Annotated in this window: 17 protein-coding genes and 1 other RNA gene; 4 read left to right on the plus strand and 14 right to left on the minus strand. The window is 72.1% G+C overall.

What is annotated here, in order from left to right; genetic code table 11:
- Window positions 1-63 precede the first annotated feature (63 nt).
- On the plus strand, window positions 64-1,488 hold the full coding sequence (glnA, locus tag Cus16_RS02710; protein WP_069711041.1) for a type I glutamate--ammonia ligase: 1,425 nt from the start codon (window positions 64-66) through the stop codon (window positions 1,486-1,488).
- Window positions 1,489-1,890: 402 nt separating this feature from the next.
- Here glnA (Cus16_RS02710) and Cus16_RS02715 read toward each other — a convergent pair whose 3' ends face one another.
- The 6 genes from Cus16_RS02715 to Cus16_RS02740 form a co-directional block, all read right to left on the minus strand.
- On the minus strand, window positions 1,891-3,312 hold the full coding sequence (locus Cus16_RS02715; protein WP_069711042.1) for a UDP-glucose dehydrogenase family protein: 1,422 nt from the start codon (window positions 3,310-3,312) through the stop codon (window positions 1,891-1,893).
- On the minus strand, window positions 3,309-4,889 hold the full coding sequence (locus tag Cus16_RS02720) for a glycoside hydrolase family 26 protein (RefSeq protein ID WP_069711043.1): 1,581 nt from the start codon (window positions 4,887-4,889) through the stop codon (window positions 3,309-3,311). Before Cus16_RS02720 ends, Cus16_RS02715 begins: the two co-directional genes overlap by 4 nt.
- Window positions 4,882-6,453, minus strand: coding sequence for a glycosyltransferase family 2 protein (locus Cus16_RS02725; protein WP_069711044.1), 1,572 nt, complete (start codon window positions 6,451-6,453; stop codon window positions 4,882-4,884). Before Cus16_RS02725 ends, Cus16_RS02720 begins: the two co-directional genes overlap by 8 nt.
- Before the next feature lie 526 nt (window positions 6,454-6,979).
- Window positions 6,980-9,952: a bifunctional [glutamine synthetase] adenylyltransferase/[glutamine synthetase]-adenylyl-L-tyrosine phosphorylase gene (locus Cus16_RS02730; protein WP_069711045.1), complete on the minus strand. Its 2,973-nt coding sequence runs from the start codon at window positions 9,950-9,952 to the stop codon at window positions 6,980-6,982.
- 22 nt (window positions 9,953-9,974) lie between these two features.
- Window positions 9,975-11,312, minus strand: coding sequence for a type I glutamate--ammonia ligase (gene glnA / locus Cus16_RS02735; protein ID WP_069711046.1), 1,338 nt, complete (start codon window positions 11,310-11,312; stop codon window positions 9,975-9,977).
- A gap of 36 nt (window positions 11,313-11,348) precedes the next feature.
- Window positions 11,349-11,528: an SPOR domain-containing protein gene (locus tag Cus16_RS02740; RefSeq protein WP_069711047.1), complete on the minus strand. Its 180-nt coding sequence runs from the start codon at window positions 11,526-11,528 to the stop codon at window positions 11,349-11,351.
- 282 nt (window positions 11,529-11,810) lie between these two features.
- Between Cus16_RS02740 and map the strand changes: the two genes are divergently transcribed.
- The 3 genes from map to rnpB all read left to right on the plus strand — a co-directional run bounded on the left by map (window position 11,811) and on the right by rnpB (window position 13,965).
- Window positions 11,811-12,674 (plus strand): type I methionyl aminopeptidase, encoded by an 864-nt coding sequence (map, locus tag Cus16_RS02745; protein ID WP_069711408.1) that lies wholly within the window; start codon window positions 11,811-11,813, stop codon window positions 12,672-12,674.
- A 29-nt stretch (window positions 12,675-12,703) separates the two neighbouring features.
- Entirely contained in the window at window positions 12,704-13,453 is a 750-nt protein-coding gene (ppgK, locus tag Cus16_RS02750) for a polyphosphate--glucose phosphotransferase (RefSeq protein ID WP_069711048.1), read from the plus strand.
- 157 nt (window positions 13,454-13,610) lie between these two features.
- Window positions 13,611-13,965, plus strand: an RNA gene (gene rnpB / locus Cus16_RS02755) — RNase P RNA component class A.
- Between the two features lie 146 nt (window positions 13,966-14,111).
- Here the strand turns inward: rnpB and Cus16_RS02760 are convergent.
- The 8 genes from Cus16_RS02760 to Cus16_RS02795 form a co-directional block, all read right to left on the minus strand.
- Entirely contained in the window at window positions 14,112-14,846 is a 735-nt protein-coding gene (locus Cus16_RS02760; protein WP_069711049.1) for a zinc ribbon domain-containing protein, read from the minus strand.
- Complete coding sequence (locus Cus16_RS02765; RefSeq protein ID WP_069711050.1) at window positions 14,843-15,730, minus strand: Nif3-like dinuclear metal center hexameric protein; 888 nt, start codon at window positions 15,728-15,730, stop codon at window positions 14,843-14,845. Before Cus16_RS02765 ends, Cus16_RS02760 begins: the two co-directional genes overlap by 4 nt.
- A gap of 68 nt (window positions 15,731-15,798) precedes the next feature.
- Entirely contained in the window at window positions 15,799-16,830 is a 1,032-nt protein-coding gene (locus Cus16_RS16965) for a hypothetical protein (protein ID WP_069711051.1), read from the minus strand.
- Between the two features lie 106 nt (window positions 16,831-16,936).
- A complete protein-coding gene (locus Cus16_RS02775; protein WP_069711052.1) occupies window positions 16,937-17,503 on the minus strand; it encodes an RBBP9/YdeN family alpha/beta hydrolase in 567 nt (188 codons plus the stop codon).
- Window positions 17,504-17,531: 28 nt separating this feature from the next.
- Complete coding sequence (locus tag Cus16_RS02780) at window positions 17,532-18,497, minus strand: helix-turn-helix transcriptional regulator (RefSeq protein ID WP_141718773.1); 966 nt, start codon at window positions 18,495-18,497, stop codon at window positions 17,532-17,534.
- Window positions 18,498-18,623: 126 nt separating this feature from the next.
- Window positions 18,624-19,037 (minus strand): ATP-binding protein, encoded by a 414-nt coding sequence (locus Cus16_RS02785; RefSeq protein ID WP_083263638.1) that lies wholly within the window; start codon window positions 19,035-19,037, stop codon window positions 18,624-18,626.
- On the minus strand, window positions 19,034-19,372 hold the full coding sequence (locus Cus16_RS02790) for an STAS domain-containing protein (RefSeq protein ID WP_069711054.1): 339 nt from the start codon (window positions 19,370-19,372) through the stop codon (window positions 19,034-19,036). The genes Cus16_RS02785 and Cus16_RS02790 overlap by 4 nt, the downstream gene beginning before the upstream one ends.
- Before the next feature lie 57 nt (window positions 19,373-19,429).
- Window positions 19,430-20,644: a multidrug effflux MFS transporter gene (locus tag Cus16_RS02795; protein WP_223246495.1), complete on the minus strand. Its 1,215-nt coding sequence runs from the start codon at window positions 20,642-20,644 to the stop codon at window positions 19,430-19,432.
- Window positions 20,645-20,706: the final 62 nt, after the last annotated feature.

A 20,706-nucleotide genomic window follows, 5' to 3' on the forward strand; every position in this document is an offset into this window, starting at 1 on the left:
TCGTCGGAGGGTGCACCTGCGGCACCCATCGACATCACCTACCCCCCCAGGAGATCGACACACATGTTCAGCGATTCCTCCGAGGTCCTGGCCTTCATCAAGGACACGGACGTCAAGTTCCTCGACATCCGATTCACCGACCTGCCCGGTGTGCAGCAGCACTTCAACATCCCGGCGTCCACGGTCGACGAGGACTTCTTCTCGGTCGGACAGCTCTTCGACGGCTCCTCGATCCGCGGCTTCGCGTCGATCCACGAGTCGGACATGCAGCTCATCCCTGACGTGACGACCGCCTACATCGACCAGTTCCGTGCCGAGCGCACGCTGATCATGGTCTTCGACATCTACAACCCGCGGAACGGCGAGATCTACGGCCGCGACCCTCGTCAGGTGGCGAAGAAGGCCGAGAAGTACCTCGCGTCGACCGGCATCGCGGACACCGCGTTCTTCGCCCCCGAGGCCGAGTTCTACATCTTCGACGACGTCCGCTACTCGGTCACGCAGAACAAGTCGTTCTACTCCGTCGACTCGGAGGAGGGCGCCTGGAACACCGGCCGCGAGGAAGAGGGCGGCAACCTCGCGAACAAGACCCCGTACAAGGGCGGCTACTTCCCGGTCTCCCCCGTCGACAAGACGGCGGACCTGCGCGACGACATCACCCTGAAGCTGATCGAGGCGGGCTTCACGCTCGAGCGCTCGCACCACGAGGTGGGCACCGGCGGCCAGCAGGAGATCAACTACAAGTTCGACACGATGGTCCACGCCGCGGACGACATCCTGAAGTTCAAGTACATCGTCAAGAACACGGCCGACCAGTGGGGCAAGGTCGCCACGTTCATGCCGAAGCCGCTCTTCGGTGACAACGGCTCGGGCATGCACACGCACCAGTCACTGTGGAACGACGGCAAGCCGCTGTTCTACGACGAGAACGGCTACGGCGGACTGTCCGACACCGCGCGCTGGTACATCGGCGGCCTGCTGAAGCACGCTCCGGCGCTGCTCGCGTTCACGAACCCGTCGATCAACTCGTACCACCGCCTGGTCAAGGGCTTCGAGGCCCCGGTCAACCTGGTCTACTCGGCCGGCAACCGCTCGGCGGCGATCCGCATCCCGATCACGGGCACCAACCCGAAGGCCAAGCGCATCGAGTTCCGCGCGCCGGACGCCTCGGGCAACCCCTACCTCGCCTTCGCCGCGCAGCTCATGGCGGGCCTCGACGGCATCCAGAACCGCATCGAGCCGCACGAGCCGGTCGACAAGGACCTGTACGAGCTCCCCCCGGAGGAGGCCAAGGGCATCCCGCAGGTGCCGGGTTCCCTCGACGAGGCGCTCGAGGCGCTCGAGGCGGACCACGAGTTCCTCACGAAGGGCAACGTCTTCACCGAGGACCTCATCCAGACCTGGATCGACTACAAGCGCGAGAACGAGATCCTCCCGCTGGCGCAGCGCCCGCACCCGTTCGAGTACGAGCTCTACTTCGGCGTCTGATCCCCGCTGAGCACGAAGGGCCCCGCACCGTCTCGGTGCGGGGCCCTTCCGCGTCGGTCACGCACCCACCGGAGCAGCGTGCGTCCGAGTGCGCAGCCCGGTCGGCTCGCGCCGGGCGGTGCAGGTGACGGTCTGGAGGCCCGGTGCCGGTCCGGCGGACCGACACCGGGCCTCCAGGCCGTCACCGCACCCGCCTGCCCGATCCTTCCCAGGACGGTCGCGATGGCTGGCAGGAACGGGCGTACCCGGTCGGAACGAACGACCAGGCACGCCCGGAACGACCACGTACGCCCGGAACGACCAGGCACGCCGGGCCCACCCGGCGCCGCTGCCGCCCCGCGCGCACGGAGACGGGGCCCGCGCCGCCCCCGGCACGGACCCCGTCTCGCACGGACGCGACGACTACCGCGCTGTCACCAGCACGTCGTTCGCCCCCGCGGCCACGCTCACGGGCGCACCCGTGACCGGCGTGGGCCGCCCCAGGGAACGGACGGACCACCCCGCTTCCACCCAGTCGACGACCGGGAGGCAGTTGCGGGCGTCGATGACGGTCCGGCGCCCGACGAGGGCTCCGAGCGCCGTCGGCGACGCCTGCACGATGTCGTCCCACTCGGTGAGGACGAGGACGACGTCGGCACCCTCGACCGCGTCCTCCTTCGACGCCGCGTAGGACAGCGTCGGGAAGGAGCGCCGGGCGGTCTCGTTCGCCTCCGGGTCCCAGAGCGTGACCTGGGCACCCCGGAGGTGCAGCGCGGCGGCCACGCTGAGGGCCGGCGAGTCGCGCACGTCGTCCGTGAGCGGCTTGAACGCGGCACCGATGACGGCGACGCGACGGTTGAGCACCGAGCCGCCGAGCGCCTCGATGGTCATGTCGATGACGCGCTCGCGCTGCCCCATGTTGATCTCGTCGACCTGCTGCATGAGGCCGACGACCCGACCGGCACCGATCTCGTTCGCACGGTGCATGAGCGCCCGGATGTCCTTCGGCAGGCAGCCGCCCCCGAAGCCGAGGCCGGCGTTGAGGAACTTCCGGCCGATGCGGACGTCGTGCCCGAGCGCGTCGGCGAGCGTCGTGACGTCCGCGCCGGTGATCGCGCACATCTCGGAGATCGCGTTGATGAACGAGATCTTCGTGGCGAGGAAGGCGTTCGCACTGACCTTCACGAGCTCCGCGGTGGCGAGGTCCGTCGTGATGACCGGGGTGCCCTCGGCGATCGGTGCCGCGTAGACCTCGCGCATGACGGCGTCCGCGGCGTCGGAGGCACCGCCCCAGACGAGCCGGTCCGGGTGCAGGGTGTCGTCGACGGCCTTGCCCTCGCGGAGGAACTCGGGGTTCCAGACGAGCTCGGCGGCGATGCCCGACGGCGTGAACTCGCGGACGATGCCGCGCAGCCGTTCGGCGGTGCCGACCGGGACGGTCGACTTGCCGACGATGAGACCGGGGTGGGTGAGGTGCTCGGCGACACCGCGGGTGGCGGCCTCGACGTAGGACAGGTTCGCGGCGTGCGACCCGGCCTTCTGCGGGGTGCCGACGCAGACGAAGTGGACGTCCGCGGCCGCGACCGCCTCGGCGATGTCGGCGGTGAACCGGAGCTTCCCGGTCGCGACGTGCTTCGTGATGAGCTCGGGCAGGCCCGGCTCGTAGAAGGGCACCTCGCCGGCGGACAGCGCCGCCAGCTTGGCCGGGTCGACGTCGACGCCGATGGTGTCGAAGCCCATCTCGGCCATGGCGGCCGCGTGGGTGGCGCCGAGGTAGCCGGTGCCGATGACGGAGATGACGGGGGCCGGGCGCACGTCGGCGCCGTCCTGCTGCTGTTCGCTCACTGTTCCTTCACTTCCTGGAGGTCGTACCCGATGTCGTCGCGCCGGATCCCCGCACTGAACGCCGCGAGGCTGTCCTTGCGGGAGTTCAGGCGCCAGTCGTTGGTCGCACGCTTGCCGTCCGTGACCGAGGTCGCCACCTCGCTGAAGTACGCGAAGCCGATGACGTCGTCGTTCGCGGGGTCGGCCAGGGCGGCGAAGAGCGAGGTGAACCACGCCGCCTTCTGCGACTCCGACACGGCGGTACCGGACTCGGTCGCACCGATCTCGTTGAGCACGATCGGCTTGCCGGGTGCGATCTGCCGGAGCTGCCCGAGGGTGGCGTCGAACGTCCTCGTGAAGGTCGCCGGGTCGCCGGCGTTCCGGTAGTAGCCGCTCATGCCGACCCAGTCGACGTACTGCGCGCCGGGGTAGTACTTCGCCGTGTAGTCGAGGGTGCGGTAGGTGTCGCTGCCGAGCTCGTCGATGCGCGTCGGCGACCAGTTCCAGATGACCTCGTCGTTGGCGCCGTTCGCCTCGAAGACCTGCCAGACGTGCTGCCACATCTGTCGGTACGTGCCCGGGGCGTTCTGCGGCCGCTCCACCTTCGAGGGGTTGTAGGGCTGCTCGGACCAGTTGTACCAGGAACCGTTCATCTCGTGGTCGAGGCGGATGACGATCGGCTGCCCGTTCGCCTTCACGGCCTGCGCGTACTTCGTGAGGTAGGCGTCGAAGTCACCGTCGATGACGTCCTGGTTCGAGTACCCGGGCACGTTCGGCTTGTCGTTGCCGACGTTCAGCGGCTTGGTCTCCCAGGTCATCATCGGGAGTCGGCCGTTCGCCCACGAGCGCTGCACGGCGCTCGCGTTGAAGTCCTGGTCGAAGCCCTGGAAGTACCCGACCATGTTCGAGGCCTTGCCGACCTGCTGCTGGACCTCGTCGTACTCGGCCCAGTTGAAGGGCGCCTGCGCCGTGTAGAGGCCGTACCACCGGGCTTGCTGCGCGAGGACCTCGGCCTTGGTGGGGGCGGCGGGGAGCGTCGGGGACGGGTCCTTCGACGGACCACCGTTGCCGGTGCCGACCGGGTGCGTCGACCCGGACCCGTTCGATCCTGCGACGCCGCCGTGGTCCACGGCGGAACCGGTGCTGCCACCGTTCGTGCCGCTGCCCCCGCCGCTCGTGCCGCCGCCCCCGCCGCCGGCCCCGCTCTTGCCGGCGAGGCCCGCGGCCCGGCTCTTCGCGGCACCGAGCTGCGACTGCAGCGACGCGAGCTGGGCCTTGAGCGTCGTGATCTGGTCGCTCCGGGAACCGGACTGCGCGTCGGTCGACTCGAGCTTGCCCTCGAGCTCCCAGATGCGCTGCTGGGCGGCGTCGAGCTTCGCTGTGAGCTCAGCGGCGGTGGGCTGCGCCGCCTGCTTCTTCGGGGTGACCCCGAGGGCGGTCTGGACGGCGGAGGACACCGGGCCGCTGGGCGAGACCCAGACGGTCCAGGTGATGAGGCCGAGCACGAGGACGATCGCGGTCGTGCCGATCGCGGTCCGTCGGGCGTGCTTGCTGGACTGTGCCCACCAGGTGCTGGTGGACCGGATGAGGTCAGACAATGAGGAACGCCTCCAGGGCGAAGATCGCGAACCCGATGAGGTACGGGATCGCCGCGTAGGGGTTGAGGCGACGACGTGCCGTCGTCGGAGCCGGGCGGGCCGCGGGTGCAGCCGAGGCCGCGACGGCCGCCGAGCGCCGGGTGGCGAGCACCGTGGCGGTCGAGTTCGTGGTGGCGTCGGGTCCGAAGATCTCGTCGAACGCCCGGTCGGCAGCGGCCTGGTCGGTCCGGCCCTGCTCACCGAGGTCCACCGGGCTCACCGGCGGTGCGCCGAGTGCGGCGGGCTGCACGGCGTCGGCGGGGTCCTCCTGCACCGGTCCGCCGGCGTACGCCCCGGCACGGGTGCCCCAGCCGGACGCGTGCGCCAGGCGGAAGAAGCCGATGAGCCGGATCGGCATGAGGAAGAACGTCGACACGATGATGAACATCGGCAGGCGGAAGAAGTCGCTCGGCTTCTCGGCCAGGTGGCGCATCTGTCGGATCGCCATGCTCAGCACGCTCGAGACGACCATCAGGCCGGCGACGTAGACGAAGCCCGTCGAGAAGCCGTACTGCTGCAGGATGCCCTGGTACAGGTTCTCGCCCTGCCCGGTGACCGCCCGGTAGATCCAGCCGGCGATCACGCCGAAGAGCATGAACGGCAGGATGATGTCGGTCAGGAAGAAGACCGCCAGGATCGGCGCGTGGCCGAGCATCCAGGGCAGCATCCGGAGGGTGTTGTACTGCGAGCCACGCGCCCAGCGCAGCTGCTGCTTGAACAGCTTCTTCACCTGCAGCGGAGCGTCCGTGTACACCAGCGAGGTGTACTGGTAGACGGTCCGGTACCCCTCCTTGAGCGTCAGGTTCGTCAGGGTCCGGTCGTCGGACACCTCGAGGAAGACACCCATGAACTCCTCGTGCATGAACCGGTCCATGACGCGGGCCAGGATGCTGCGGCGGAACGCGATGGTCCGTCCGGGCAGGCAGCCGATCTGCCCGAGCACGCTCTGCGCGGGCATCGAGTAGAGCGCCCGCGAGTTCTCGAGCCAGTCCGCCCAGCGGGTGATCCACGAGCGGGTCGGCTCGAGGATGCGCTGCCGGGTGGTCACGCCCCCGACGGACTCGTCGGCGAACGGCTTGAGCAGCTCGTCGAGCGTGCCGGGCGTCCAGACCGTGTCCGAGTCGACGAGGATCGTGATGTCGCCGTTCGACATCTCGGTCCCGACCTTGACGGCGTTGCGCTTGCCGGGGATCGGCGTGTGGGTCCAGCGGACGAGCGGGGCGAACTCGTCGCAGACCCCTTCCAGCGCCTCGTTGCGGGCGCCGTTGATGACGACGATGATCTCGCCGGGACGCTGCTCGACCATGCGGCCGATCACGTCACGGAAGAGGTCGAGCGGCTCGTCCACGACGGGGACGACCACGCTGGTCGTCCCGACGAAGGTGCCGGTGTAGGGGCGGTAGCGGGCCGACAGGATGACCTTGAGCAGCCAGAGCAACCAGATCACCGCGGAGTACACGGCGAACAGGTAGAACTCGGGGTGCCCTTCGACCATCTGCCGGATCTGCAGAATGAAGGTGAACATCGATCCCTGCTTCAACGTTCGAGGTGGGGATTCCGCTTCATCGAGGAACCAGTGGTCGGTTCGGGTGAGGCAATTGAGACAGAAGCCGGGCACCGGCGCAACGCGCCCCTCGTGCGGGGGTACCGTCGCTTCGTTCTGGGGTACACCACTGTCCTCCACCGGCGGTCGCGAGCGTGTCCGCACTGCTGCTGACAGCAGCAGTGCGGACCGGACGGTGGCTCGCGACGCCGCTCGCGGTCGGTCGAGCGGCCGGGAGGCACGACCGCATCACCCGGGGAAAGCCCTGTTCAGGAGAAGGTGCGGTCCGCGCGGCGCTCGCTCAGCGCGCACCCGTCGCCGCGCCGGACCACCCTGTGCCCCCGCTGAACGGAGACATACCGCGGGGGACCCACCGGGGTACGCAGTCTCGGCGACCGGGGTACGGATCCGCCCGTGCGGAAGTCGCTACTGACGACGTGTCATCTTCGTGTGTTCCGCGTCGTCCCGGGCGTGTCGCCGCGAGGTACCGACCGTCGGGGCAGCCTCGTCAGGCGCCGTAGAACTCGCGCTCGAAGACCTGCCGCGCACGCCGCGTGACGCCCAGGTAGTCCTCCTCGAGCAGCGAGGCGGACCCGGGCGGGTACTCCAGGAGCCGGGCGATGCCCTCGAGCTGGACACGGTCCACGGGCAGGACGTCGGTCGTCCGCCCGGACCAGAGCACGAGTGCGCTCCGGGTGCGGGAGGCGAAGCGCCAGGCGGCCTCGAGCCGCTCGGCGTCCTCGGGGGCGACGAGGTCGGCCGCGGTGGCGGCGTGGAGGGCCTCGAGGGTCGACGTCGTCCGGAGGCCCGGGACGGTCGTGGCGTGCTGCAGCTGCAGGAGCTGCACGAACCACTCGACGTCGCTCAGCGAGCCGCGCCCGAGCTTGAGGTGCCGCGCGGGATCGGCGCCGCGGGGCAGCCGTTCGGACTCGACACGCGCCTTGATGCGGCGGACCTCCCGGACCTCGCGGTCGTCGATGTGCTCCGGGTACCGGGTGCGGTCGGCGAGGTGCTCGAAGTCCCGCAGGAGCCGGTCGTCGCCGACGGCACCGCGGGCACGGAGGAGCGCCTGCGCCTCCCACGTCAACGACCACCGCGCGTAGTAGGCGCCGTACGACTCGAGCGTCCGCACCACGGGACCGTTCTTCCCCTCCGGACGCAGGTCGATGTCGAGCTCGAACGGGTGGACGGCGTCGTCGGTCAGCCGCGACAGCTCACGGACGATCCGCTGCGCCGCCCGCGAGGCCTGCTCGGACTCGAGGCCCTCCGGTGCCCGGTACACGTAGAGCACGTCGGCGTCGGAGCCGAAGCCGAGCTCCCGGCCGCCGAACCGACCCATCGCGACGATGCCGAACGCGAGTCCCTCGGGAGCGTCCCGTCGCGCGAGGGTGAGCGCTCCGGTCAGGGTGGCCTCGGAGACGTCCGACAGCGCCGGACCGAGCGCGTCCACGTCGAGGTGTCCCAGGACCGCGGCCATGCCGAGCCGGAGCGTCTCGCGACGTCGGGTGGACCGCACGAGCGCAGCGGCACCGTCGACGTCGTCACCGTGCCGGGCGGTCGTCGCGGCGTGCTCGGCGAGCAGCGACGCCAGCGGCCGGGGCCGGAGGAGCGCCTCCGGTTCGTCGAGCCACGCGACGGCCTCCGGGAAGCGCTCGAGCAGCCCGGCGAGGAACGCCGACTCGGACAGCACGGTCGTCAGGGAGTGCGCCGCGCCGGAGGAGTCGCGGAGCATGCGGAGGAACCAGCTCGACTCCCCCAGGGTGTCGCTCAGGCGCCGGAACGCGAGCAGGGCGCGGTCCGGGGCCGGCCCCTCGGCCATCCAGCGCAGCAGCACCGGGAGCAGGTTGCGCTGGATCGCGGCCCGTCGACTCGTGCCCTGCGTGAGCGCGCGGATGTGCCCGAGCGCGCCCGAGGGGTCCGCGAAGCCGATCGCGCCGAGTCGGTCGGCCGCCTGGTCGCTCGTCAGCACGATCCCGCCGTCCGTCGCCGCCACGGCGGAGAGCAGCGGACGGTAGAACAGCCGCTCGTGCAGCCCCCGGACCTCGAGCTTCACCCCGCGCCAGCGCTGCTCGAGCGCGACGGCGGAGGTCGCGAGGCCGGTCGAACGTGCGAGGATCCGGAGCTCGTCGGGGTCGTCCGGCATGAGGTGGGTGCGCTGCAGGCGCCGGAGCTGGATGCGGTGCTCCAGCAGGCGCAGCAGGGCGTAGTCCGGCCCGAACCGGGCGGCCTCGGGCCGGCCGACGTACCCGGCGGCCGCGAGGGCGTCCATCGCCTCGAGCGTCGACCGCACCCGCACCGTCTCGTCGTCACGCCCGTGCACGAGCTGCAGCAGCTGCACCGTGAACTCGACGTCCCGCAGCCCGCCGGGCCCGAGCTTGAGCTGCCGGTCGACCTCGGCGTCGGGGATGTGCTCGGTGACGCGTTCCCGCATCCGCTGCACCGACTCGACGAACCCGGGCCGCCCGGCCGAGGTCCACACGAACGGGGCCACCGCGGCGGCGTACCGCTCCCCCAGGTCGCGGCTGCCAGCGATCGGTCGCGCCTTCAGCAGCGCCTGGAACTCCCACCCCTTCGCCCAGCGCTCGTAGTACGCGACGTGCGAGTCGAGCGTGCGGACGAGCGCGCCGTCCTTGCCCTCCGGCCGGAGGTTCGCGTCCACCTCCCAGAGCGCGGGCTCCGCCGCGAGGTCGGTGATCGCGTGCGTCGCCGCGATCGCCAGGCGCGTCGCGATGAGCACGGCACGGTCGGTGCCGACGCCCGTGTCGGCCTCGTCGTCGCGCGTCGGTTCGGTGACGAAGATGACGTCGACGTCGCTGACGTAGTTGAGCTCGCGGGCGCCGGCCTTGCCCATCGCGATCACGGCCAGGGGCGTCGCCGCGACGTCCGCGGCCGGGAAGGGCACCTCGCGACGGGCCACGTCCACCGCGGCCTCGAGCGCGGCACCGGCGAGGTCGGCGAGACCGGCCGCGACGGCGGGGAACGCGGCCGTGGGGGCCGGGTGGAGCACGTCGAACAGCGCGATCTGCGCGAGGTGTCGCCGGTAGCGCACGCGCAGGCGGAGCCGGGCGTCCTCCCCGGTGGCGCCGTCGACGGCCTCGGCCAACGACGCGGTGTACTCGTCCTGCGTCCACGGCGGCGTGACCGGGTCGAGCAGCAGCGCGATCTCCGCGGGGCGACGGTGCAGGAACTCCCCCAGCCCGACCGAGGCCCCGAGCAGGCGGACGAGCCGCTCGGTCGCGGCCTCGTCGGCCAGGACGGGGCGGAGCTCGTCCGGCGCGCGGTCGAGGAGCCGTTCCAGCAGGCGCAGCGCGCCGTCCGGGTCGGCCGTCGACTCCCACAGTGCCGGGGCGTCCGCGACCGGCACCCGCTCGTCGGGGCCGGTGCGGGCCTCCAGTCCGGCGATCCGTTCGAGGCTCTCCGACAGCTCCGCGAAGCCCAGGCGGGCCAACTCGGAACGGGACGTCCGCGTCCGACCGGTCATGTGGTGCGCTCCGGGCGTGCTGCTAGAGCGCGCCGAGGTTGGTGTTCAGCTCGAACGGCGTGACCTGGTCGCGGTACGCCTTCCACTCCTGCCGCTTGTTGAGCAGCACGAAGTTGAAGACCTGCTCGCCGAGCGTCTCGGCGACGAGCTCGGAGTCCTCCATCAGGCCGAGGGCGTGGTCGAGGCTCGCCGGGAGCTGCTTGTAGCCGAGGGCCTTGCGCTCGGCGTCGGACAGGCTCCAGACGTTGTCCTCGGCCTCCGGCGGGAGCTCGTAGCCCTCGTCGATGCCCTTGAGCCCGGCGGCCAGCAGGAGCGAGTAGGCCAGGTACGGGTTCGCCGCGGAGTCGATGCCGCGGTACTCGACCCGAGCCGACTGGCCCTTGTTCGGCTTGTACAGCGGGACGCGGACGAGCGCGGAGCGGTTGTTGTGGCCCCAGGTCACGAAGGACGGGGCCTCGTCGCCGCCCCAGAGGCGCTTGTACGAGTTGACGAACTGGTTCGTCACCGCCGTGATCTCGGGGGCGTGGCGCAGCACCCCGGCGATGAAGTGCTTCGCGGTCTGCGAGAGCTGGTACTCGCCGCCCGCCTCGTAGAAGGCGTTCTGGTCGCCCTCGAACAGCGACACGTGCGTGTGCATGCCCGAGCCCGGCTGGCCGGAGAGCGGCTTCGGCATGAAGGTGGCGTAGACGCCCTGCTCGATCGCGACCTCCTTCACCACCGTGCGGAAGGTCATGATGTTGTCCGCCATGGTCAGGGCATCGGCGTAGCGCAGGTCGATCTCGTTCTGCCCGGGACCGGCCTCGTGGTGGGAGAACTCGACCGAGATGCCGAGGTCCTCGAGCATCCGCACGGAGCGGCGGCGGAAGTCGTGCGCGCTGCCGCCGGGGACGTTGTCGAAGTAACCGGCCTGGTCGACGGGCTGCGGCCCGCCGTCCTTCCAGTCGCGGCTCTTCAGGAGGTAGAACTCGATCTCCGGGTGCGTGTAGAACGTGAAGCCGCGCTCGCTCGCCCTGGCCAGCGTGCGCTTCAGGACGTTCCGCGGGTCGGCGACGGCGGGCTGCCCGTCCGGCGTCGTGATGTCGCAGAACATGCGCGCGGTCGGGTCGATCTCGCCCCGCCACGGCAGGATCTGGAACGTCGAGGGGTCCGGGTGCGCGAGCACGTCGGCCTCGTAGCTGCGGGTCAGGCCCTCGATCGCGGAGCCGTCGAACCCGATGCCCTCCGCGAAGGCGCCCTCGACCTCGGCCGGGGCGATCGCGACGGACTTCAGCGTGCCGATGACGTCGGTGAACCAGAGTCGGATGAACTTGATGCCCCGCTCCTCGATGGTGCGGAGCACGAAGTCCGTCTGCTTGTCCATGGACGCCCTTTCCGTGGTGCTGCTGGGGCCTCCAGCCTATTGGTCCCCGTCGTCCCAGCGCTCGTTGTTCGCCTTGATGCGGTCCAGGGCGTGTTGCGCCTCGTCACGCGTCGCGAACGGGCCGATGCGGTCGCGCTGCGGGGACTGCGGGCCCTGCTCGACCTGCCCGGTCTTGTCGTTGAACCACCACTGGGACTCGATGCGTTCGTCGCTCATGGCGCCACCGTACCCACGGGGGCCGGTCCACGCCCGGGCGCGCTGCGCGCGCTGGGCCGAGGCTCGCGCTGGCGGACAGATCCGCGTGTCGGGATCGCGAGTCTCGTCCGCGGGGCCGAGCCTCGTGTGCGCCCCGCGCCCGACGCGACGGCCTGGAGGCCCGGTGCCGACCCGCCGGGCGGCACCGGGCCTCCAGGCGGTCGCCCTGCGGCGGGGCCGGGCCGAGCCTCGCGTGCGCGCGCTCGCGACGGGTCCGCGCCGCACCCGGTTAGAGTGGTCGCCATGCCCCGGGACGCACACGGACACCTGACCGCCGGCCGGACCTCCCCCCAGCGCCCCGTCCCGAAGGACATCGAGCGCCCCGAGTACGTCGGGCGCGCCGAGCCGCACGAGCACGGTCTCGGCGACACCTACACGCCCGACGAGGTCGAGCGGATCCGGGCGGCCGGCCGCATCGCCTCGCGGGCGATCGACGCCGTGGGCGAGGCGATCCGCCCGGGCGTCACCACCGACGAGCTCGACCGCATCGGCCACGAGTACGTCGTGTCGCACGGTGCCTACCCCTCGACGCTCGGCTACCGCGGGTACCCGAAGTCGCTGTGCTCGAGCCTCAACGAGGTCATCTGCCACGGCATCCCGGACGACACCGTGCTGCAGGAGGGCGACCTGGTCAACATCGACGTCACCGCCTACAAGGACGGGATGCACGGCGACACGAACCGCACGTTCGTCGTCGGCGAGGCCTCGCAGGAGGTGCAGGACCTGGTCGACCGCACGCGGCTCGCGCTCGAGCGCGGCATCAAGGCGGTCGCCCCGGGCCGCCAGGTCAACGTCATCGGTCGCGCGATCGAGGCCTACGCCAAGCGCTTCGGCTACGGCGTCGTCCGTGACTACACCGGCCACGGCGTCGGGCGGGCCTTCCACTCCGGCCTGATCATCCCCCACTACGACGCGCCCCAGTACGACACCGTCATCGAGCCCGGCATGGTGTTCACCATCGAGCCGATGCTCACCCTCGGCGGCATCGACGCGGACATCTGGTCGGACGACTGGACCGTCAGCACCCGCGACAAGTCGTGGACCGCACAGTTCGAACACACCCTCGTCGTCACCGAGCGCGGCGCGGAGCTCCTCACCGTCTCCTGACGGACCTCCTCCCCCAGAAAGGCACACCCATGACCACCCTCGCAGTCGGCGTCGACATCGGCGGTACGGGCATCAAGGGCGCGATCGTCGACGTCACCACCGGCGAACTCCAGACCGACCGGATCAAGAAGGCCACCCCCGAGGGCGGCAAGCCCCACGACATCGTCGCCGTGGCGAAGTCGATCCTGGACGAGCTCGCCCCCGCCGCCGACGTGCCGGTGGGCGTCTGCTTCCCCGCGATCGTCCGCGACGGCAAGACCATGTCGGCCGCGAATGTGTCGAAGAAGTGGATCGGCTTCGAGGCCGAGGCGCTCTTCGAGAAGGAGCTCGGCCGCTCCATCCACTTCGTCAACGACGCCGACGCCGCCGGGTTCGCCGAGCAGCAGTTCGGTGCGGCGAAGGGCAAGGACGGGCTCGTCGTGGTCACGACGCTCGGCACCGGGATCGGCACCGCGCTCATCAACGACGGCGTGCTCATCGTGAACTCCGAGCTCGGGCACCTCGAGATCGACGGGCACGACGCCGAGTCCCGCGCGTCGTTCGCCGCCAAGGAACGCGACGACCTGTCGTGGAAGCACTGGGCGAAGCGGCTGCAGAAGTACTACTCGACGCTCGAGGCGCTGCTCTCCCCGGAGCTCTTCGTCGTGGGCGGCGGCGTGTCGAAGCACCACGAGGAGTTCCTCCCGCTGCTCGACCTGCAAGCCGAAATCATCCCGGCGACGCTCCGGAACAACGCCGGCATCATCGGCGCCGCGACCCTCGCGGCCACCAGCAGGTAGTCCGGTCCGGCCCTGCGCGAGCGGGCAGGACACGCCGCATGCGGACCGTCGACCGGGCAGGACCCGTCGGACGGGAGCGCCGAGTGGGCCGCATCCGGCCCGTTCGAGGAGGAGCGAGGAGCCAGGCGCCGGGCGCCCGGTATGCTGGCGGTGCGAACGGGTCGGTGAGACGGTCGCGTCACTCCCCCGGGAGTGCCGAGGAACGTCCGGGCTCCACAGAGCAGGGCGGTGGGTAACACCCACCCGGAGCAATCCGCGAGACAGTGCCACAGAAAGCAGACCGCCGGCGGCGACGTCGGTAAGGGTGAAACGGTGGTGTAAGAGACCACCAGGGGTCCGGGTGACCGGATCCGCTCGGTAAACCTCGCCCGGAGCAAGGTCAGACAGAGGACGACGAGGCTGCTCGCTGAGTCCTCGGGTGGACCGCTGGAGGCCGGCGGCAACGTCGGTCCGAGAGAGATGGCCGTCACCGCGAGAGCGGGACAGAACCCGGCGTACGGCCGGCCCGTTCGCACCACACGCCCGCCGCCGGGTCTCGCGCGCACCGCAGCGGGACTGGCGCAGCGAGACTGGCGCTGCGGCGTGCGCCGGCACGCGCAGACGGACGGGAGGCGCGGTGCCAGCCGGCACCGCGCCTCCCGTCCGTCGCGTGGTCGCGCTACAGGCCGGACTCGGCCGTCCGCACCAGGATCGCGTCGCTGTCCGGGCAGAGCACGACGTCGTCGGGCGCCGCCTGCCGGATCGTCTGCAGGTCGGAGTTCGTGAGCGTCACGCCCGACGCCGTCGACACGCCACCCTGCAGCAGCGACGCGCCGAAGCCGTAGCGGTCCCGCTGCCGGTCGTAGAGCGCCAGCAGGTCAGCGGGCACCTTCGCCGCGACGCTCGCGCGGCTCTGCACCGCGGAGTCCCGGTCGGCCTGCACCCGGGCGATCTCGGCGTCGCGTTCCCCCACGAGCGTGGTGCGGTCGGCCTCGACGCGGGCGAGCTCCGCCTCGATGTCCCCGACGAGGGCGCGGTGCACGTCGAGCTGCTCCATGACCTCGAGCTCGGCGGTCTCGAGGTCGCCGATGCGCCGACGCAGCGACTCCATCTCGCTCTGCAGTCCGGCGACGTCCTTCGCGTTCGACGCGTTCTGCAGCATCGTCGTGTCGCGCTCGATGCGGGCCTGGGCCGTCGCGGTGTCGGACTCGAGCCGTGCGAGGTCGCGCTCGGCGTCCTCCACCTGGCCGGTCGCGGCGGCCAGCTGCGCACGGAGCGACGCCGCGGCGGTGCCGAGCTCGGTGAGCCGGTCGCCCTTCTGCAGCGCGGTGATGCGGTGCGACAGCCGCGTCACGTCGTTGTCGAGGCGCTGGAGGTCGAGGAGGACGACCTGGTCCTCGGGTGCTGCCTTCACGGTCGGTCTCCTTCGGGGGCGGGTGCGGGCGCCGGCTCGGCGTCCGCTGCGGTCGGGTTGGCGGGTCCGGCTGCCGGCAGGACGGCGAAGTCCCAGGGGTCGGTGCGGAGGTCGCTCACGGTGACCCGGACACCCGTCGCGCGACGGAGCTGCTCGGCGGCCACGTCGAGCCACAGCCACTCGGCCGCCCAGTGCGACGTGTCGACGAGCGCCGGGCCGTCCACGAGCAGGGCCTGCTCGCGGAACTCCGAGGCGGGGTGGTGCCGGAGGTCGCTCGTGACGTAGACGTCGGCGGCGCGGACGGCCGGGTTGCCGAGCAGGGAGTCGCCGGCACCGGCGCAGAGGGCGACCGTGCGGACCGGACGGTCGAAGTCGCCGGAGACCCGGACGCCCGTCGCGGTGGGCGGCAGGAGGTCGACGAGCGTGCGGGCGAGGGCACCGAGCGTCGTACCGGCCGGCAGCACGCCGACGCGGCCGATGCCCGTCGCGGCGTCCTGCCCCGGCTCGATGGGCCGCTGCTCGGTGAGGCCGAGCCGGTCGGCCAGCACCGCGGAGGTGCCCGTGGTCACGACGTCGGCGTTCGTGTGCGCGGCGAGCAGGGCGGTGCCGCCCCGGACCAGGGTGGCGAGCACGCGGCCCTTCACGGTCGTCTCGTCGATGGTCGTCACCCCGCGGAGCAGCAGCGGGTGGTGCGTCAGGAGCAGGTCGGCTCCGAGCGCCACGGCCTCGTCGGCGGTGGCCGGCACGGCGTCGACGGCGAGGTGCACGTGCTCGATGGGCTGGTCCGGGTGCCCGGACACGAGCCCGACGGCGTCCCAGGACTCGGCGCCGGCGGCGGGCCACAGGTCCTCGGTGACGGCCTGGAGTTCGCGGAGCGTCGGCATCCCGTCAGTCTACCGAGCCGTCGGCAGCGTGCGGTCCGGCAGCGTGCGAGCCGTCAGCGTGCGAGCCGTCAGCGACGGCCGAACAGGGCACGCAGGCGCGCGACGAGTCGTGTCCACCACCCGGCGTCGGCCGAGGCGTCGACGGTGTCGACGGGTGCGTCCTCCTCCGCGGCGTCGCGCTCGACCGGGAGCGAGACCGCCTCCGGCAGTACAACCGGGGTGCTCGCCGTCGTACCGGCGTGCGCCGTGAGGGCGGCGGCGAACGCGGCACGGTCGATGACGGTCGGTCCGGTCGCGGGCTGCACGAGCGGGGTGGGGCGCGTCGATGCGGAGACCGGCGGGCCGGCCTGGAGGGACAGCGCCGGTCGCACCGGCTCGTCACGGACCGGAGCGGTCGCCTCGGCGCCGGTGGCGATCGTCGTCGGTGCGGTCGCGGCGGGTGCGGGCACCGCGGTCCGCGTCGCACGGGCGGCCGCCGCGTCGCGGACGGGCGTCGGCAGCGGGCCGGTGGCCGCACGCCGGGCGGCGGCGCGCTCGCGTCGCTCGGCCTCGTCGGCGGCGTCGGCGAGCAGGTCGGCGAAGACGGCGTGGGCGAAGGCGCGGGCGGCCTGCACCTCGGCGTCGTCGAGGTCGGCGACCGTGGCCTCCCAGGCGGCGAGTCGGGCGAGGTCCTCGTCGCGGCGGCGGACCTCGTCCTCCAGCAGGACGATGCGCTCGATCGTGGTGCGGCCGCTCGACGCGGCGACCTCGACGGCGAGGTCCTCGAAGCGCAGGGCGATCCGGGCCGGGGGCTCGGGGAACGCGGGGGCGCACGCGGCGACGTGACGGGCACGGTCACGACGCCGGAACGCGGTGGCGTCCGTGCTCGTGACGTCCGCGCTCGTGGCGGTCGCGGACGGGGTCGCCGGTGACTCGACGACCGGCGACGCGGCGGGCTCCTCGGCGGGCACCACCGGCCGCTGCACGGGACCCGTGACCGGCGGCACCACGAGGTCCGCCAGGTAGGGCGACCGGGTGGCCGGGACGTCCCGGAGCCACTCCTCGAGCTCGCGCCCGAAGGGGTCCACGAGGGGGGTGCGTGCGCCGGGCTGGGTCTCCATGTGACGCAGGATAGATATCACGGGCGCGCGAGGGTGGGAGATCCGCGGTGTGTCGCGCATCCCGCCGCGCTGCACGTGACGTGTCGGCCCGGACGTGAGCGGCGTGTCAGCCTCCCACGGCGTCGCGGACGAACCCGTCGAGGAGCCGTCGTCCCTCCGGCCACGCCCCGACGCCGCTCGCCACGTTCACGTGCTGCCGCTCCCCGATCCGGAACACCCGTGCGCCCAGGACGGAGGCGAAGCCCGAGGCCCGCTCCGCCGAGCAGTACGGGTCGTCCTCGCTCACGACGAGGGCCGTCGGCGTCGTGACCGCGCCGACCGGTGGCCCGAAGCCCCGTGCGGCGTCGGGGAAGGCCGGAGCGGCCGGGTCGGGCGGTGCGACCAGGAACGCGCCGGCGGCCCGGCCGTCGTCGTGCGCGGTGAGCCAGCGGGCGGCGGCGAGCACCCCGAGGCTGTGCGCGACGAGCACCGGAGGGCGGGCGCACGCGGCGACCGCGTCCGAGATCGCCCGGTCCCAGTCGTCCGGGTCCGGTGCCGACCACGACGCTGGAGCGATGCGGACGGCCTCCGGTCCACGGTCGTCCTGCCAGCGTGACTGCCAGTGCTCCGGGTCCGAGTCCCAGATGCCCGGCACGACGACCCACGGGAACCGGTCAGCGGGGTGCTCGTGCATCCGGGCAGCGTAGCGGGGACGTGCCGCGTCAGCCGTGCAGGGTGTCGCGGGGGTACTCGCCGAAGCGCTGGTGGTACGCCGCCGAGAAGCGTCCGAGGTGCGCGAACCCCCACTGCACGGCGACGGAGGCGATCGTCAGCTGGCCCGGGCTGCCCGCGACGAGCTCCTCGCGCACGCGGTCCATGCGGATGCCGCGGAGCATCGCGTTCGGTGCCGTGCCGACCTGGCGCTGGAACGCCTGCTGGAGCCCACGGACGCTCAGCCCGACGTGCTCGGCGACGTCCGTCGTGGTGATGGGCGTGTGCGCGTACGCGTGCATGTACTCGACCGCCTCGCGCACGCGGCTGGTGGCCCCCTGCGGCACGGGCGACTCCGGCGCGAGCTGCTGGTGCGGGAACGTGTGCAGCATCGCGAGCGCCGTCTCACGGGCGGTCTCGGCGAGCAGGAGCGGGGAGGGCTCGGCGGGGCCGAGCACGACGCGGGCGGCACGGGCGACCTGGGCGTTCCACCCGCGGAGGTCCTCGGTGCGGGGGCGCTGGGCGTGGTCGAACACGAGCGAGCCGGGCTGGCCGCCGTGCTCCTCGGCGGCGACGCGCTCGAGGAAGCGCCGGTCGAAGTGCACGAGGTTCTGCCGGATGTCCTCGACCTCGAAGACGAACGGCCGGCCGCTCGGGAACACCACGGGCGTGCCGGGCGCGAAGGTCACGTCGTCGCGACCCACGTCCACGGTGCCGCCGCCGTCGGTCGTCCACATCACGACGTACTCGTCGCCGGCGGTGGCCTGCCCGGTGGCCTTCGCGTCGAAGTGCGTCGTCCGCAGGGACATCGAGCCGTCCCCGACCATGCGGAACCGGTACGCGAAGGAGCGCTCCGTGTGCGCCCCGTTGAAGTGCGCACCCTCGTAGGCGTCGGAGAAGAGGTCGAGCGCCGCGGCGAGGTCGGTACCGGACGCCTCGTAGCGCAGTCGTGGGTCCGCGCGGGTCTCGGTGCTCATCAGGGTGAGCGTGTCACCCCGACCGGTCCGGGGCACGGTCGGCTCCGCAGGGTGCGCGGAACGGCTGCCGGAGTGCGTGAACCGGATGGTCGTCCACCCCCGCACGGGGTGCACGTCCGTGCCGTCTCAGTGCCGTCCGCGCCGGACGACCCACTGGTTGCGCCCGTCGACCCGCTCGTAACGCAGGTCGTCGACGACCATCTGCACGAGCGCGAGTCCGCGCCCGCCCTCCGCCATGGCGTCCGGCAGGTGCGCGGCGGACGGGTCGACCGACACGGGGACGCCGTCGTCCACCATCGTCACGACGACGTCGTCCGGCCGGACGGCGAAGCGCATGGAGCACGCGATCCGGCTACCGGCCGCGCCGTGCTCGATGACGTTCGACGCGAGCTCGACGAGGGCGAGTTCGAGCGCCATGCGGTCCTCGACGGACAGGTCCGGCTCGCGGTCCCACACCGAGGACAGGAAGGCGTGCACCGCCGTGACGTCCTCGGGCGGGCAGGCGAGGTCGAGCACGTGCTCGCCCATGGTGACGGTCATCCCCAGTTCGTGACCGCGGCGTCCCCGTCGGGGTACGTCCGCAGGATCTTGTCGATGTTGGACAGCTTGAGGACCATCTGCACCTGCTCGGAGGGCGCCGCGATGCGGAGGTCGCCGCCTGCCTGGCGCGCGGTCTTCAGGCAACCGACCAGCGCGCCGAGCCCGGAGGAGTCCATGAACTCGACGCCGGAGAGCTCGACGACGAGTCGTGCCCGGCCACCGCCGACCACCTTCGCCACGGTCTCGCGGAACGCGCCCGCGCTGACCATGTTCAGCCGGCCGCTGCACTCCAGCACGGCCGTGTCGTCCGTTGCCTCGTGTACGACGATGTCCATGCAGGTGCCTCCTCGGTCCGGAACGGGTGCTCGTTGCAACCTACCGGGTCGGTGCCCTCAGGCGGAACGACCCCGCCGCGTCGCGACGAGCTGGACCACCACGGCCGCCGCGATGAGGGTGGCCATCACGGCCCCCATCGCGGTCGCGGTGCCGCCGAGCGCACCCGCGAGCGGCGTCCCGAGGCCGCCGAGCCCGAAGGTCAACCCGCCCTGCAGCGCCGCCGCCGTGCCCGGGTGGGCCGCGCCGACCGCCTGCGTCCGCGTCATCGCCGCCGGCAGCACGAAGCCCCACGCACCGGTGACGACGGCCAGCGCGCACCAGACCGCCACGGGGCCGGTGCCGGCCACGGCGAAGGCCAGGACGGCCGCGCTGCCGACCGCGCCGACGACCAGACCGGCCGTCAGGAGCGTGTCCTCGGAGAACCGCCCGACGACCCTCCGGAACACCAGCGTCGTGACGATCATCATCGACGCGTTCGTCGCGAACACGAGCGTGTACAGCTGCTCCGAGAACCCGTACTGCTGCTGGAACACGAACGAGCTCGTCGCGATGTAGGCGAAGAACCCGATCGTCGAGAGCACCCCGGTGAGCACGTACGCCCGGAAGCGTCCGATCGCCATGAGGTCGCGGATGCGTCGGCCGTTCGCCCGGAACCCGGTGCCCCCACGCGCCGTCGCGGGCAGGGTCTCGCCGAAGCGGAGCGCCACGGCCGCGGTGAACACGGCACCGAGCACCGCGAGCACGACGAACATGAGCCGCCACGAGCCGACGGTCAGCACGGCTCCCCCGGCGAGCGGGGCGACCACCGGCCCGATGGCGTTGATCGCGGCGAGCGTGCCGAACACCTTCGCGGTGCGCGGCCCCGTCGTCGTGTCGGACACCATCGCACGTCCGGCGACGGACCCGGCGGCACCCGTCAGGCCCTGCACCACCCGCGCCACGACGAGGGTGGTCGCGTCGGGCGCGAGGGCGCAGCCGACCGAGGCCAGGGCGAAGCCGGCGGTCCCGACGAGCAGCAGCGGGCGCCGGCCGATGCCGTCGCTCACCGGGCCGGCGAGCAGCTGTCCGACCGCGAACGCGACGAGGAACGCTGTGAGCGAGAGCTGCACGACGCCGGGCGACGTCCCGAGCTCACGCGCGATCGTCGGCAGCGCCGGGATGTACATGTCGGTCGCGAACGGCGAGACGCCGACGATGAGCGCGAGCGGGACGATCGGCGGCAGCACGCCACTGGTCGCGGGTCGGCCGGTCCGTTCGCGCTCCGTCGTCACGAACGCAACGCTACGCGTCCACGAATCGATTCGACAGGACCGTCGCCGTGGTCGTACCCGAC

It is taken from the genome of Curtobacterium sp. ER1/6 (assembly GCF_001742745.1).
GTDB lineage: Bacteria > Actinomycetota > Actinomycetes > Actinomycetales > Microbacteriaceae > Curtobacterium > Curtobacterium citri.